Annotated in this window: 19 protein-coding genes; 16 read left to right on the top strand and 3 right to left on the bottom strand. The window is 42.2% G+C overall.

Translation table 11 applies throughout. From position 1 onward, the window contains the following. Window positions 1-54 precede the first annotated feature (54 nt). Together F7R19_RS15345 and F7R19_RS15340 are read right to left on the bottom strand one after the other, a co-directional pair. Window positions 55-2,814 carry a DotA/TraY family protein gene (locus F7R19_RS15345; protein ID WP_082932831.1) on the bottom strand — a complete coding sequence of 920 codons (2,760 nt, stop codon included), beginning with the start codon at window positions 2,812-2,814 and terminating at the stop codon, window positions 55-57. Between the two features lie 377 nt (window positions 2,815-3,191). Then, window positions 3,192-4,232, bottom strand: a complete 1,041-nt coding sequence (locus F7R19_RS15340; RefSeq protein WP_064804188.1) for a hypothetical protein — start codon at window positions 4,230-4,232, stop codon at window positions 3,192-3,194. A 129-nt stretch (window positions 4,233-4,361) separates the two neighbouring features. Between F7R19_RS15340 and F7R19_RS15335 the strand changes: the two genes are divergently transcribed. The 14 genes from F7R19_RS15335 (at window position 4,362) to F7R19_RS29770 (ending at window position 12,320) form a co-directional block, all read left to right on the top strand. Continuing rightward, window positions 4,362-5,630 (top strand): site-specific DNA-methyltransferase, encoded by a 1,269-nt coding sequence (locus tag F7R19_RS15335; protein ID WP_064804190.1) that lies wholly within the window; start codon window positions 4,362-4,364, stop codon window positions 5,628-5,630. A 20-nt stretch (window positions 5,631-5,650) separates the two neighbouring features. Next, window positions 5,651-5,869, top strand: a complete 219-nt coding sequence (locus tag F7R19_RS15330) for a hypothetical protein (protein ID WP_150981143.1) — start codon at window positions 5,651-5,653, stop codon at window positions 5,867-5,869. After that, window positions 5,862-6,218, top strand: coding sequence for a hypothetical protein (locus F7R19_RS15325; RefSeq protein WP_150981142.1), 357 nt, complete (start codon window positions 5,862-5,864; stop codon window positions 6,216-6,218). Before F7R19_RS15330 ends, F7R19_RS15325 begins: the two co-directional genes overlap by 8 nt. A 14-nt stretch (window positions 6,219-6,232) precedes the next feature. Then, window positions 6,233-6,751: a hypothetical protein gene (locus F7R19_RS15320; RefSeq protein WP_064804194.1), complete on the top strand. Its 519-nt coding sequence runs from the start codon at window positions 6,233-6,235 to the stop codon at window positions 6,749-6,751. Then, window positions 6,748-6,978 carry a hypothetical protein gene (locus F7R19_RS15315; protein ID WP_064804196.1) on the top strand — a complete coding sequence of 77 codons (231 nt, stop codon included), beginning with the start codon at window positions 6,748-6,750 and terminating at the stop codon, window positions 6,976-6,978. Before F7R19_RS15320 ends, F7R19_RS15315 begins: the two co-directional genes overlap by 4 nt. Next, window positions 6,975-7,181, top strand: coding sequence for a hypothetical protein (locus tag F7R19_RS15310; protein ID WP_064804198.1), 207 nt, complete (start codon window positions 6,975-6,977; stop codon window positions 7,179-7,181). Before F7R19_RS15315 ends, F7R19_RS15310 begins: the two co-directional genes overlap by 4 nt. Next, window positions 7,162-7,746, top strand: a complete 585-nt coding sequence (locus tag F7R19_RS15305) for a hypothetical protein (RefSeq protein WP_150981141.1) — start codon at window positions 7,162-7,164, stop codon at window positions 7,744-7,746. The genes F7R19_RS15310 and F7R19_RS15305 overlap by 20 nt, the downstream gene beginning before the upstream one ends. Before the next feature lie 142 nt (window positions 7,747-7,888). After that, window positions 7,889-8,074 carry a hypothetical protein gene (locus F7R19_RS15300; protein ID WP_064804202.1) on the top strand — a complete coding sequence of 62 codons (186 nt, stop codon included), beginning with the start codon at window positions 7,889-7,891 and terminating at the stop codon, window positions 8,072-8,074. Window positions 8,075-8,185: 111 nt separating this feature from the next. Next, entirely contained in the window at window positions 8,186-9,769 is a 1,584-nt protein-coding gene (locus F7R19_RS15295) for a phage/plasmid primase, P4 family (RefSeq protein WP_064804204.1), read from the top strand. Between the two features lie 26 nt (window positions 9,770-9,795). Further along, window positions 9,796-10,557: a hypothetical protein gene (locus tag F7R19_RS15290; protein ID WP_064804206.1), complete on the top strand. Its 762-nt coding sequence runs from the start codon at window positions 9,796-9,798 to the stop codon at window positions 10,555-10,557. A 505-nt stretch (window positions 10,558-11,062) separates the two neighbouring features. Beyond that, window positions 11,063-11,314, top strand: coding sequence for a hypothetical protein (locus F7R19_RS15285; RefSeq protein WP_064804209.1), 252 nt, complete (start codon window positions 11,063-11,065; stop codon window positions 11,312-11,314). 55 nt (window positions 11,315-11,369) lie between these two features. After that, window positions 11,370-11,570 carry a hypothetical protein gene (locus F7R19_RS15280; protein WP_064804211.1) on the top strand — a complete coding sequence of 67 codons (201 nt, stop codon included), beginning with the start codon at window positions 11,370-11,372 and terminating at the stop codon, window positions 11,568-11,570. 31 nt (window positions 11,571-11,601) lie between these two features. Next, a complete protein-coding gene (locus tag F7R19_RS15275) occupies window positions 11,602-12,129 on the top strand; it encodes an SGNH/GDSL hydrolase family protein (RefSeq protein ID WP_064804213.1) in 528 nt (175 codons plus the stop codon). A gap of 20 nt (window positions 12,130-12,149) precedes the next feature. Beyond that, window positions 12,150-12,320, top strand: coding sequence for a hypothetical protein (locus F7R19_RS29770; RefSeq protein WP_156669018.1), 171 nt, complete (start codon window positions 12,150-12,152; stop codon window positions 12,318-12,320). A gap of 57 nt (window positions 12,321-12,377) precedes the next feature. On the opposite strand, the gene F7R19_RS30485 is transcribed toward F7R19_RS29770, so the two are convergent. Next, on the bottom strand, window positions 12,378-12,890 hold the full coding sequence (locus tag F7R19_RS30485) for a pilin (RefSeq protein ID WP_269465845.1): 513 nt from the start codon (window positions 12,888-12,890) through the stop codon (window positions 12,378-12,380). Between the two features lie 94 nt (window positions 12,891-12,984). Here F7R19_RS30485 and F7R19_RS15265 point away from each other — a divergent pair, with 94 nt between their 5' ends. Together F7R19_RS15265 and F7R19_RS15260 are read left to right on the top strand one after the other, a co-directional pair. After that, window positions 12,985-13,317: a hypothetical protein gene (locus F7R19_RS15265; protein ID WP_064804215.1), complete on the top strand. Its 333-nt coding sequence runs from the start codon at window positions 12,985-12,987 to the stop codon at window positions 13,315-13,317. After that, the gene (locus tag F7R19_RS15260) at window positions 13,314-13,523 is read left to right on the top strand and encodes a hypothetical protein (protein ID WP_150981140.1); all 210 of its coding nucleotides are present in this window, start codon (window positions 13,314-13,316) and stop codon (window positions 13,521-13,523) included. Before F7R19_RS15265 ends, F7R19_RS15260 begins: the two co-directional genes overlap by 4 nt. Window positions 13,524-13,629: the final 106 nt, after the last annotated feature.

Here is a 13,629-nt window from a genome sequence, read left to right as displayed (position 1 = left end):
AAAAAATCAATCTCCCGCAATTAAAAAGACACTCAATTGAGTGTCTTTCTTGTGTTATTGCTTGTCTTCTTTATCGCCATTATCACTTTGTTTCTTATCTTCTTTCTTTAACTTCTCTTCTTGGTAGAAGGTTTCAGCCTGATTATGCAATTCTTTTCCAGTAAGACCAGAATCCAAGGCTTTATCTAGAACTTTCTTGGTAGCTTCACTTCCAATATTACCTTCCATGCTTCCAATCGTATTCATGATATTGCGGAGGTTCTTTGTGTTATTGCCAGCATATGCCTTAATGAACCCACCATTAGGATTGTCAGCAAGACTTTTATCCATAATTTGCTTGCCAAGTGATCGAGCTGCATTGATAGCACTGCCCCCAAATTCCTTGTGACCGTTTTCTTCTGATTCAGTAAAGCCCTCTTCAAATTCAGCTTTACCGTTGATTGGGTCAGATACAGTAGCCATATCTAAACCTTGATCATAAGCTTGGCTATTCGCAACAGCTTTCTTGACACTACTGAATGAGTCACCTGGTATCATACTAGCATGGCTATTTTTAGTATCAGCAGTTCCGGCTCCATATCGCTCATTCATTTTCCTATCCATGTTTGCCAACTTGCTCTTCTCTTCATTCGCATTCTGTTGAGATTTACGAGCCAAAGCTTGTAAGCCTGTTTTAGCTCCTATGTTTGCTGCACCAGTTGAAAAACCAGCTACTCCAGAAGTCATACCACCCGCTTTATCAGCAGCACCAGAGAACTCACCAGCAAATTGACCCAATTTAGAACCAGCCCCACCAATCCATTGTAATAACTGGTCAGGCAGTTGATACATGATACTGAAGCATTTTCTAATGAAAATGAACATGACAGATAGGTAGACAATGGAACCGATAGCTAATGCTGTAAGAGCTGAGATTCCGCTAGTGCTATTGGTACTTTGAGCGAAAACCTCAAAGAACACCTTATTGATGAACTCGCCAATTACTGCGGAAATCACAATGGATGCTTCCATGCCGAAGATCATCAAAACAGGTCTAAGAACCAAAGAAAGCACTAGGGAGTAACCATTGCCACCGCGACCCGTCATATCATCCCCGTTTGGATGAAGGTGCATGATTGCCCATAGAGGCGCCGCAATGATGGCTTCAATGACTAACAAGACCCAGCCAACAATACAACCTATCCAAATAATGAATGGCATATTGGGTATGAAATAAGCCGCAGCAGCACCAGCACCAGTCAATACCTTGATAGGCATATCAAGAAACCAACCAATAACATTGATTGCTGATGCCATACCACCACCACCAATCGAATCGGCAAACTTAACCAATGCCAATGCAGCAACGGCTATCGCCGCAACAACAAGCTCAACCAATGTGAGCAATCTATTTCCTAGTTCGTTAATGACGACTAGAGGATGTCTAGTGTCATTTTTCAAGCTATAAAGATTTACACCTGTAAAGACTTCAGTGATCCCCGCTTGAAGGGTCTTCAATGGGTTTCCAGTTAGATGCATTCCACTTCCAGCTTCATTTTGTGCATCAGGACTATTTTTGATTCCCAAGAAGCTACCAGGTTGACTTCTCTTGTTGGCAGCTAAAACAAGCTTCGCACCGTCATAGTATTTAGATGCATCAGCAAAGATTAGGCTATCCATTGCTGGACCCACGGCAGAAGACTCATCAGTTGGAGACGAAGCTACGGCTTTGTTGATTAGGTCGTTCATTTGAACGATACGAGTGAACCATGCCCCAGCCAATATCCAACCTTGATTATTAGCCGCTTGTTGAATCTTAGTGTAGGCATCACCAGTGGATAGACCATCAGCAACACTCTTAACGCCTTTAAGATAATTGTCTGTCGCTTGCTCAATTTGAGCATAATATGCAGTAGCTTGATCAGGCGTCATAGTCACACCATGTACACCTTCACTATCTGGAGCTGGGGCTGTAGCTATGACAGAAGCCGCCAATGCATCCATTTTGTGAACCAAGATATCTGTTTGTGCAACATGAGCTTGATTGATTGCTGAGACATCCATTGGAGCAAAGATAGTTCCAATATCGCCCAGATAACCGCCATTTGTTGTAGGGGTTGTGTTTGCGACTGTTGAATCGACTTGGGTAGCATTCTTGTCTTGTGGATAATCAACTTCTCCACATCCATTTCTTCTAATGCTGGAAGTGGCATCTCCATACACCCAGCCTTGGCTGGCTTGTGTCATGGTGTAATTGTATTTGCCCCATTTTAATATTGAGCTTGTTTCTGAAATGGCTCGTGCATATGCGCGATAGCACATGGAAGCATTAAATGCTGCTTGTGCGGTTCCAAGAATTTCGTTTCTATATGTCTGCACATTGGTATTGGCTGCTGATGTTGGGTTGCTCATAAAGGCACCCCAAACCTGATCTGCCAAACCGATACCTTGTACAACGAGCCACATAACAAGGGCTTGCATCACACAATAACCACCGCCGACAACTGGAAGAACAAGTGCTGTACCTACTGAATATCTGATGGGTATCCATACAGAAGAGAACTTCTTACCCAACATCTCCCCATCATGTGCCGTGTTCAAGGTTCCGGCCAATATAGTGTACCCAGCCAAGATACCGCCAATAATTAAGCATCCGCCATTGAAAATTTTGATGCCTGAAATCAAAGGATCACTGCCACCGCCATCTAACAAGCCACCAAAGATTGCTCCAAGCACTTTGATTGATATATCCCCTGAAGAGGGTTCAAACACATTGGCAGCAAAAGAACTGGCACTTGCCAGCATGAATAACATAAATACAAATAATTTTTTCATTGATAACCCCTTATTGTTTTATTTTTGGTCATCAATACCTTATCAAATTAAATTATCGTGTCAACGATAAAAACAAAAAGCCCCAAGGTTTTATCCAAGGGGCATTTGCATTACTCAATTACAAGGAGACTCAATCAACCATATTATTGTCATTATCATTGATTGGATCGTTTGTCAGACGATGATTAACTTATACGAAAACGAAATTCACTTGTCAAGATATCATCAAAAATAACTCGCACAAAAAACAAAAGCCTCAAAAAGAGGCGATTGTTTTTCATGAACCAAAAACAACTCAAAGGAGCATTTGAGAGATACCAAGCTCACATGATTAAACTTGGCATTCTTGTTTTTACACACTAAACCCGGTTTGTCAACTATTTAATCATGTTGAGAGCAAATTTTTTTAGATCAAGCCCAAGTTCCTCAAATTCATCTTCAATAGCTTGATGGGCTAAACCTTCAATAAGAACCTCAGCAATATACTTCACCCTATGATTGCTCTTGGCAACAGACAGATGCCACAAGCCAAACACAGCAGCAATCAAGTGAGCTGAATAGCCCGAGGCTTCTCCAGACTCATACGAGTAATCAATCAGCTTCGTTTTGAACCGCCTGAAAGCATGTTCCAACGAATACAGCTTTCTAGAATCGTCACAATAGGCAAGCAACTCAGCAAGGGTTAGGTTGACCGAGCCGTCTTGTTGGTTGTCCCAATCCGCCTCTTCATCCTTCTTCAAAACCGCTTGCCCCTTCGCCACGAGTTCACCGAGCTTTTGAGCGGAATCTTTGGGGAAGCGCCGTTTTGCCTCTTCTCCCAAGGTCTCAATCGGCTTGCCAATCAAACCTCTCTCAATGAGGTGTTGGAGGTCAGACCACGGCAAGCTATCGCTTTCTCGTATCCCAAATCTGGTCTCTCCATACTCTCTCAGCTCCAAATTGCCGAGAGCCACCATTTCAGCCTCAAACGGGGCGAGTTTGAAGCCAAGCAAGGGATTGACCAACCAGAAGGCTTTCAAGCCCAGATCCCAACTTTCAAGGCTCTCTCTATGTTCCAGAGCAAGAACCTGATCGACCAGACTTTCAGCTTCTTGTAGGTTTTTGTCGCTTTTGTGAGCTTGTAGAACCTTCCAGAGCTCTATTCCATAGGGGCCGACCTCAAAGCAGTCCATTGAGCCAGGAGCAAAGTCTTCAACGAGCTTGAGGAACTTCGTTTGAGGGCTTTGTACCCCCTTTAAGTAGCTATCCCAAGGGATGTCATACATTGCCCCAAGGATGGAAGAAGGATCACGGCAAGCCTTGAAGAAATCGGCTTCCCTTTCAATCTTGCCCTTCTCCATAGCCACTTTGATAGCTTCTTTCGCCCAATAACGGGTTCTCATGGCATTCAGCGGTTTATCCCAGTTCCCATGTGCCATCTTCACTCCAAAAACACGCTTTTTTGATTTGTCAAGTTTTCTAGATAAAACCTAGAAAATCTTCATTCCGGGCCTTTTAACTCCCCAAGTTTTAAAGTGGCGACACTTAAACAACAAAAGGAGTTAAACATGAAACAAGAAATCAAGAACTACAACTTAAAGATTAAAGGTCAAGGCCAGCTTATCAACAATGATTGCCTTGTTGGAATGAAGAACATTCCAGACAACAGTATTGACCTTGTGCTTACCGATCCCCCATATGGTATCGCAAACAAGAACCTTCGCACATGGGTAGGAGCTTCCAAGAACGGCGGGAAAACCGTAACAACACAAGAAGCTTGGGGTAACGACTTCCAAGACAGCTTTGGTGACGTGGACGGCTTCTGGGATTGGTTCAAGCCTTTCATGACCGAGATGACACGAGTAACCAAGGACGGCGGCTCAATCATTCTCTTTCTTGATGTGAAGTACATGGGCCATTTTGTTTATCTGATTGAAGAAGAATTCGGTCTTAAGTTCCGAAACAATATCTACTTCACCAAGAAGAACCCAGGCCCAGGTCTCAACATGAAGGGGTATCGCCACGCTTGTGAACAAGCAATTTGGTTTACCAAGGGCAAGACACCTTTCAACTTCAACTTCTTAGAGCAGAAGGACATGCTTAATGTTTTCAGCGGAGCCGTTGGAAGCAACAAGGAAACAAAGCACCCATGCGAGAAGTACAAATGGATGATTGAGCCACTTATTGAACGGCATAGTCATGAGGGGCAACTGATTCTCGACCCATTCGGGGGCTCAGCAAGCACGCTTGTCTATGGTATCCAAAAAGGGCGCAAGGTGATTGCCTTTGAGAAGAGCGAGAAATTCTTTGAGATGGCAAAGGAACGAGTTGAGAAACATGGTCTTGATGTTCTCTTCTATGAGCCAAACAAGAAAGCTGAAACTAAGGAAAAGGTGGAAGTGAAGCAAGAGGAAGTCACCGACAAGATGAAGAGCCAAATTGAACAGCTTGACGTAACAGCCAAGCAACAAGTTCAAGAGTTCATTGACTCACTCTTAAAGGTGAATGCTCCCAAGACCACCAAGAAGGTTGCTACAAAGAAAGTGGAAGTGAAGGCTGAGAAAAATGACCGTGTTTCCGAAATCATTGCGGAGTTAGCGAGCATCAAAACCAACCTTAACAATGACTACATGGGCATGAGCATGAAGAAGAAGATTAACCAGTTAAAACGCCAGCTTTCACGGAATTTAACCAACAAGGAAAGCATGAAGGAAGAGTTATCGAATCTTGCCGCACTTAAATTCGATGAGAGCAACCAGTATTGCCACGAAGGGATTAAGGCTGAATTTATGGAAGTGGTCAGCCGTATCGAAGAGAAGTTTATGGAACTAGCTTAATTTTGACAAGGAGAATGAAAATGAGGAACGTATATGAGGTTTCAGTAAGTCAGACACGCGAATACTTCGCATATATCGAGGTAGTTGCTGACTCTGAAGAAGAAGCACGAGAAATTGCAGAAGAAAAGATTAAAGCCCCTGACGATATCAATTGGAGCTGGGGAGGGAATTATCCAGTTGAAATAGACGATGTTGAATTTCAATATGAAGAAGACGACGAGGAGAATGAAGATGAGTAAAGCTAAATATGTATGGGCATGGACAGATGAAGATGACACCTACATCAACAAGAAAGATAGCCTTGAGGAAATTATCGAGGAAATCATTGAGCATTATGAGCCAGAAGCCAAAAGACTCACGATTGAAAAGAAAGACAGCAAGTTTGTTGTCCACTACTTCTCGGAATATGTGAGCGATTGGGACGAGATGGAGGATATGGACTTTGGAGGAATTGAGGAAGAGCAAGAAGACGGCTTCAAGATTCATTGTGAATTTGAAGCTACCCCTTGGACTACAGCTCACTTCCTAGATGCTCTTGCACGGGTTTATGAGCGAGAAGACAAGTTTGATATTTCAGAGAACAACTAACAAGGAGAACCACTATGAAAAACGGACACTACAAACAAATTACAGAGATTGGATTAGGGCAAGTCATCAATTTCTTCTATTTCAAGGGCATCAACTACCTTGAGCGGGAATTCAAAAAAGGACGAGACCTTGACAACCCAGTAGCTATCATCATCAAGGGAACTAGCAAGATGACTGTTGCTTTAGAAGATATGAGCAAAGAGGAATATGTGGCTCGCCTAAAGGTTGCATGTCACTTCATTGAAGCTGACGCCATTATGATTTTCTCCGAGGCTTCAAATTGGACTGGAACAATGGAGGAAATGAAAAATGTCAAAGAGATGATGGGTCAAATTCATGGGCATGTAAAAGCCGTAGACGTTCTTCATGTGCTTATCGAGACACAAGGCAAGCGAATTATTGGTGTTGCCGATATTGAAAGCAAGGGGAATAAGCGAGTGATGAAATCTATGAAGTGGCATGTTGTCGACCTTCCAGAAGAACAGGAATGCCTATTTAGCCACTTCTTACCAAATCAAAAGGAGGCAGCATGAAAACAGATGAACAAATCAACATGGAGGTAAGCGAAGCGATTCTTAATGTAATGAACAAGGTTCAAGACGAAAAGCAAATCAGCTTTGCAGATTACAACAACAAAAAGAGTCAAGAGTTATTTGCTCTTCAGCTTGATGTGTTTCTTCGATTGGGAGGCAAGGAAGCAACCTACCTCATGCTTCAACGAATGATTGCCCAGGCTCAGCACCAAGGAGAGACAGCATGAACAAGGCTCGCATTGAACACTACTTGACCGAAATCCAGAGCTGGGAGGTATCCCCTCCCTCTATCGGAGAGGCACAGAAGGCAACGAAGGGGCTAATGAGTGAGTTGTTTCCCAACCTACGGAGAGACCACTTAAATTGGCTTGCTGGAAATTTTATGGCAACACATTACAAGGAGAACGAAGATGACAACAACCAACAATGAGCCAAATATCAAGGAACTTGCTCACATGAATATCCAACTGGATATGAAACAAGTTGGATATTGGATGGGATATGTCACCCATAAAACAATCACATGGGACGACATTGGGAAAAGCAAGGAGTTCTATATTGAAAGAGCCAAATATCTTGCCCTTGAAAATGATGCCCAAGATTTTGATTGTGGCTACTTTATGTCAGAGGAACTAAAAAACGATATCGACTTCGCCAAGCAACTCATACCTCTTCATGGCGGCTATGCCCACTGGTTTTCAGCAAACGTTCGCAAAGACAAGGAGGTCATCAAACTCATACTTAAACACTGCGAACCTAGTCAATGGATACCTGGAGGCTATAACTGCAAAATCTTAACCAAGGAAATTCGTCTTGATGTTGCTTACGACATTATCAAGGAGTTTCCAGAGTACGAACAGCTCCTTGGGGCAACCATCAAGAAGAAGATTGGTTCAATGGGTCTTGTTGAGTATGTAGAGAAAAAGAACCTTCAGAAGTCATTGAAGAAAAATTTGACGAAGGACAATAAGCCAACCATGAGGATGAAGATTTAATCAGGTCAATCCAACATGGAAATCAAAATAAGCTCCCAAGTGGAGCTTTTTCTTTTTATATTCAAGAAACTTTGATTGATGACTTGACAAATGAATTTTACTCGTTAAATTGATTATACGGATAGCAACACGGAGATATTAAATGAACACCAATACACCAATCTTAGATAAAACAAAATTTGAGATACTTGCTGAAAGAAAAACAGCCCGCATTGAGGTTTTAACTCCACCAAAGTTAAAACAGCTCGCCAAAGAAAAAGCCGAAAGAGAAAACACCGACTTGAGCAAGGTCATCAATTTCGCTTTACTTCAGTTTTTGGAGAACTAAGAGCAAGGCACCAATAAAAAATCCCCCAAGCTGGACACTTGAAGGATTTGATTTTTCAACCCAACTCAGAAGGAGGAAAACTACTGAGTAGTTAATAAGGATAAATATGCTATGAATAATGTAATAGAAGAAAAAGAAAATGTCAATAACGAATTATCACAGGAAGACCAAAAGGCGAAAGAATATCTTGATGGTGTTATTGACGGCCTTGAAGAAGAGCTAAGAAAAGACGAGGCAACAAAACAAGCTTCTCAAGCAGTGAAGCCATCTAAAAAGGCTACAAGCAAGAAAACCAGCAAGAAGGTTCCCGCCAAGGCTGATACCGAAACAACACAAAATGACGAGGAAGGTGGAGCTAAGAAGCACCCACCTACCATTGAGCACATCTTTATCAAACGCAAAGACACAGACGGCAGATTTCTCATCAATAACTATCGCCGCCAAGGTTCTCTTCTATTCAAATGGACTGGTGAATATTGGAGACAGCAAGAAGAAGAAGACATCAAAGGCATGATAACGAGCTGGCTAGACATGAATTATTCGGGTCAATTCCTTGCTCGCAATCTCAACTCAATCTATACCATGTTCACCAATTCTGTTCTCAAATTTGAAAAAGAGCAGATTGAGGGAATCATCATCCCAACTCGCCACCACTGGTTAAAGGTTGACGAAAAAACAGGCAATATCAAGGCAATCGTGCCAGATAGAACCCAGCCCGTGAAGTACATCATTGATGTGATTATTCCAGCGGAGGGTAATTTTACCATTCCCAAGAAGAAGGCAGTTTTCCCACCAAAGAGCAAGTTCCAGAAGTTCCTAAAGACTTCCCTTGTCGATGAGGCGGTTCGCCAGGTTGTTCAAGAATATTGTGGCTACACACTTACTAACACAACCAGAAAGCAAAAGATGCAATGGTGGGTAGGTAAAGGCGCAAACGGCAAGAGTGTTTTGATTGAGATTTTATCCAGCCTTCACGGCAATCCAGTTTCAGTGAAGATCAATGAGGTAGGTCAATACAATGCTCATCTTGTTGGAGCAAGTCTTGTGTTTGCTACTGAGACCGATAAGAAAGGATTTGACCAGGAATTCGTCAAGCAAGCCGTATCTGGTGACAAGGTTGAGGTCAGAGCTATCTACGGCAAGAAACAGAACGCTCAGCTAACCGCCAAGTGGATCATGCTTATGAACGATATACCTCATATCACAGACTTTACCGATGCAATTTTTAGACGTGTTCAACTTGTCAACTGGACTCAGCAATTTACCGAAGCAACAGCAGATGAAAACCTTGCTCACGACATTATCAGAGACGAAAAAGAAGAAGTTCTTTTCTGGTGTCTTGAAGGTCTTCAACGCATGATCAAAGCCGACTGGAAATTTACCAAGGCTCAGAGCATTGATAACTCTGTCGCTGAGTGGAGAAATGCTGCTGACAAGGTTCGCTTGTTCTTTGTTGAACGTAATTACCACTACGACGATGACAAGAAGAAAAAGAACGACAAGCAAACCATATTTGAAGCATTCAATAAGTGGGCGGATCAGAACAAGTTTGAACAAATGTCGTCAACTAGCTTTTGGCTTCGAGCAAATAATATCTTCCCAAGATTGAAGGAAGACCAAGACATGAAAGATAAAAATACAGGAAGACGAGCAGTCCACTTATATATCAAAGCCGAAACAATACAGGAAATTTAAAACAGACAACTACAAGGAGAAAATCTATGTCTACAAACGCAACAATCGCAATTTTAAATAAGGATGGAACTATTAACATGACTTATTGCCACCATGACGGCTACTTGATTGGTGGAGTTGGTGAAAAATTACTCAACCACTACAAGGATGCTGAATCCGTAAAGAACTTGATAAAAGGTGAGGCAATGGATCGTCTTGGCGAAACCAAACAATCAACGGAATTTTATGGGGTGGGGAAAAATCCAGAATACTCCCGCAGCTTCACCGATATTGACCACTACAAAACAAGAAAACAATATTGGCAAAAGGACTTCAACTATCTCTTTGACGAACAAACAAACTCTTGGTCTTACAATAAACAACATGACGTCACCCATTATGGCTTCGTAGATCATGATAACGACAAAAAATCATTCAGGCCATTGAACCAAGAAACACTCAATAAAGAGCGCGAGCAAGCTGTTTTAGACTTCATCCAAGTGCGAGACCACCACCCCGACGATATCAAATGGAGAAAGGATGTTATTGAAGAGAATTTAGTCAAAGGAGCTGACTTCGAGAATATCAAGAAGATGATTAACCCCACTAGACTTAACAAGCAAGTAAATCCATCTGCACAGGAAAAGTTTGACCATGCTCAAGAAGTAGCAAACAAGCTTAATGCCATCAAATTGGATCGTGAGCTTCCTCAAAAAGACAGCTACGAAGACATGATGAAAAAGCTTGGTATCCAACATAAGGACAAGCAAGAGCAATCAATCACACGAGCTGGAAAAATCAAGGTATGAACCAATCACCATGAGCTCTCTTCGGAGGGCTTTTTTATTGGCTCCCAGCCTTCTTAAATGAGGAACCTAACCAATCCTCAAAGTCATCTTCAAGAAAGCCTTAGCTTTCCTAGCGGTCAAGCCGCTCAGCCAGGTCTCCCAGCCTACGGCACCAACTCCACCAGGTAGAGACCAACTCCTACCCTCCCGAAAACACTCACCTTTTGCTCAATGTTTGGGCACAGGCTCAGGAAGGCCATTTCTAGCCCCGTGGAGCCGTTTTCCACCCGAGACATACCAAAGCACCAACCAACCTCAAACAGAGGCTTGTAGCCCCTTCTCGCAAGCCAATTTTCAGGCTTTGACGATCAAAAAAGCCAACATCTTCAATTCATCAATCAATCTTACCTTCTATCTTGAAGTTTACCGTTTATCTAAAAGTCAAGATTTAATCGGTCATTATGTTGACATATTCCAAATAACCGTTAAATTAAATATATAACAAAAACAAACAAGGAGACCCGCCATGAATGACAAAGCCAAGGCTCAATTAAAACAAGACAAAATTGATGCGTACTACAATGTTTTGCACAAACTTTCTCACGCATACTGTTTTGACGGCGACACTGATTTCATAACTGTTGCTACTGAAGTGTCTAAAAAATACAAAGAAACCATAAGAATTTATAACTTCTTGTCTAGAAATAGATTTGAAATTGACAAAGAAGCAAGAAAGGAAGGAGATCGCATGTTGCGCCAACTTGAAATTGGTGACTAACAACAAGGATTAGCCCACCTTACGGGCTACCAACCATAACTACAAGGAGACAATCATGATGGCAGCTATCAATAACCAATATTTCATTGCAGAAGATGAGGGAACAGCCTTCTTCTTTGTCAGAGTCTTAACCAAGAGCATATTGACTGAAATCAAAGCAATCTGCACCAAACTTGGCTTTGCCAATTTCATCATTCAAGGCTTTATCTCAAACATAGAGGATAGTCACTTTGTCAAAGTGGAAAACAAACAATAACTACAAGGAAAAAATATACAAAGGAGGATTTATGAAAACAAGCCAAAAACGATTTTATTATGTGACATTGACCGTAGCCTTCATCATGCTTTGCTTGATAGCGGGCTTACCCAAGGCATTCGGTCAAGAAGTTGTGAGCAAGAAGAAGGATGCCTCTTGCTTTGTGATGGGGGACTCCATTGCACAAGGGATCGCAGCTCAGCTCCCACAATGCGCCAGTGACACCAAGGTCGGCTTGAATACAGTCCAAGCTCTCACCAGGTTCAACCAGGTGCCGGCCGTCCAAACAGTCATTGTGAGTCTTGGAATCAACGACAGAGACTATCCAGGCACGAGATCCAACCTAGCAGCCCTACGAGCTCGCATCCATGCTCAGAATGTGATCTGGATACTTCCACCCGCTATCTTGTCGTTTGGTATTCAGAAGAAGAAGGATGCTCTCTATGTAGCCATGCGAAATCGTGACTACATGAAGAACATTGACCAAACCATCTCAGCAGACCACATCCACCCCACGAACAACGGCTACAAAGCAATTGCTCAACAACTTGGAATCTAACCACAACAAGGAGACTTATCATGACAACCAAGAAACAACAAACCATTATCAAACTGATCAGCATACTTCTATTAGCCTCATTGGTATACTACACCTATGCTCAGCATGATCAATCATTTAAGGAAGGGATCAAGAAAGTGGGTGTAGACCTTTGGAATGACTTGGCGAATCCCCAGCATTTCCAAGGATAAATTCACCAGCCACAATGAAAGAAAGCCCTCTAGGGGCTTTTTTTGTTGCTCTATGGCTTAACCACCATATCCATTCAAATCTATCGTGTCTTTGCAACTTGATGGCAACCACTGAGGGGCAATCATAGCGAAATTTCCGCACTTCCAATGGATTGAGCCATTCGCATCAGGAACCGCTTCTATCGCTAACATTGCTCTTGAAAGCTTGGCATTTGCTCCACTGCCGAAACGAACAATAATCAAGCCGTTTTGAATGTTATTGACGAAAGCATACTTGCCGACTGGCATTGCAGTAGGAACCGCCCAATTACTTGCAGGCAGTGTTCCATTGTTCGCATAGTATTCTTGAATATCGTCTTGAAGCCCACCAACAATTGTCATACCTTCAGATACTTGCGCTCTTATTACATAGTCTTGATAAGCGGGCAAAGCTATTGCCGCTAAAATTCCAACGATAGCCACCGTAATCATCAGCTCTATCAATGTAAATCCGTTTTTCCTCCCATTAAGTCTCATAGTGTCCCCTTTTATTTTTATGGTTGTTCTCCAAATATAACTTTCAATTTCCATTTGTCAAGATAGCCAACCTTTTATCTATCTTGAATGTTGACAAACTCAATATAACCGTTAAATTGAATAGAAAGGACGATAAAGGAGAGGGGTCATGAACCTAATACAAATAATTGATGAAATACAAGCAAGCCACCAATATGTCAATAATATTATCGAATACGATGACAAGTATGATTTGGTTGAATACAAGGGCAAGCTCATTGTGATTGAAAAAGAGCAAGTAGGGAAATCAACCCCTACCGCATCATTCTTCTATATCTCGAATCCCAATGACCCTCAGAAGCTTTCCATTGAGGATCACCCAGAGGGGGCAGCTAAGCGATTTGTTGAATACTACAATCAGAAGAAAGAACTCAAGGCGAAGATGCTTGATGATTTGGAAAAATGGAGTAGAACTTGGATTAAGACAAAGGAAGCCAAATGAAAAACAAAAACGCCGAGCTTCAATGTGAGAGACAAGAGCAAGAATTTGACTTCTGGAATAAATCAGTCAAGGAAGAAAAACACCATGAACCAGAGGGCATGCCAGTGTGGGTGCGATTCATGATTGTTATTGCGACAATTGCTCTATTGATTCTTGCCCATAGACTAGGATTTGTCTTGCACCATGCGGGAAGCTTCCACGCATGAAGTCGGCAAGAGTGAGGGTCTATTACAGAGATGAGGATTGCTCTACGAGAACCATAGAAAAGATTGTCAATGCGAAGAGCAAACAGCTTCTTAAAATAGAAATCAA

Source organism: Cupriavidus pauculus (genome assembly GCF_008801835.1).
Classification (GTDB): Bacteria; Pseudomonadota; Gammaproteobacteria; order Burkholderiales; family Burkholderiaceae; genus Cupriavidus; species Cupriavidus pauculus.
The sequence above is the reverse complement of the archived record's forward strand: the minus strand, read 5'-3'. Positions and strand labels throughout refer to the sequence as shown.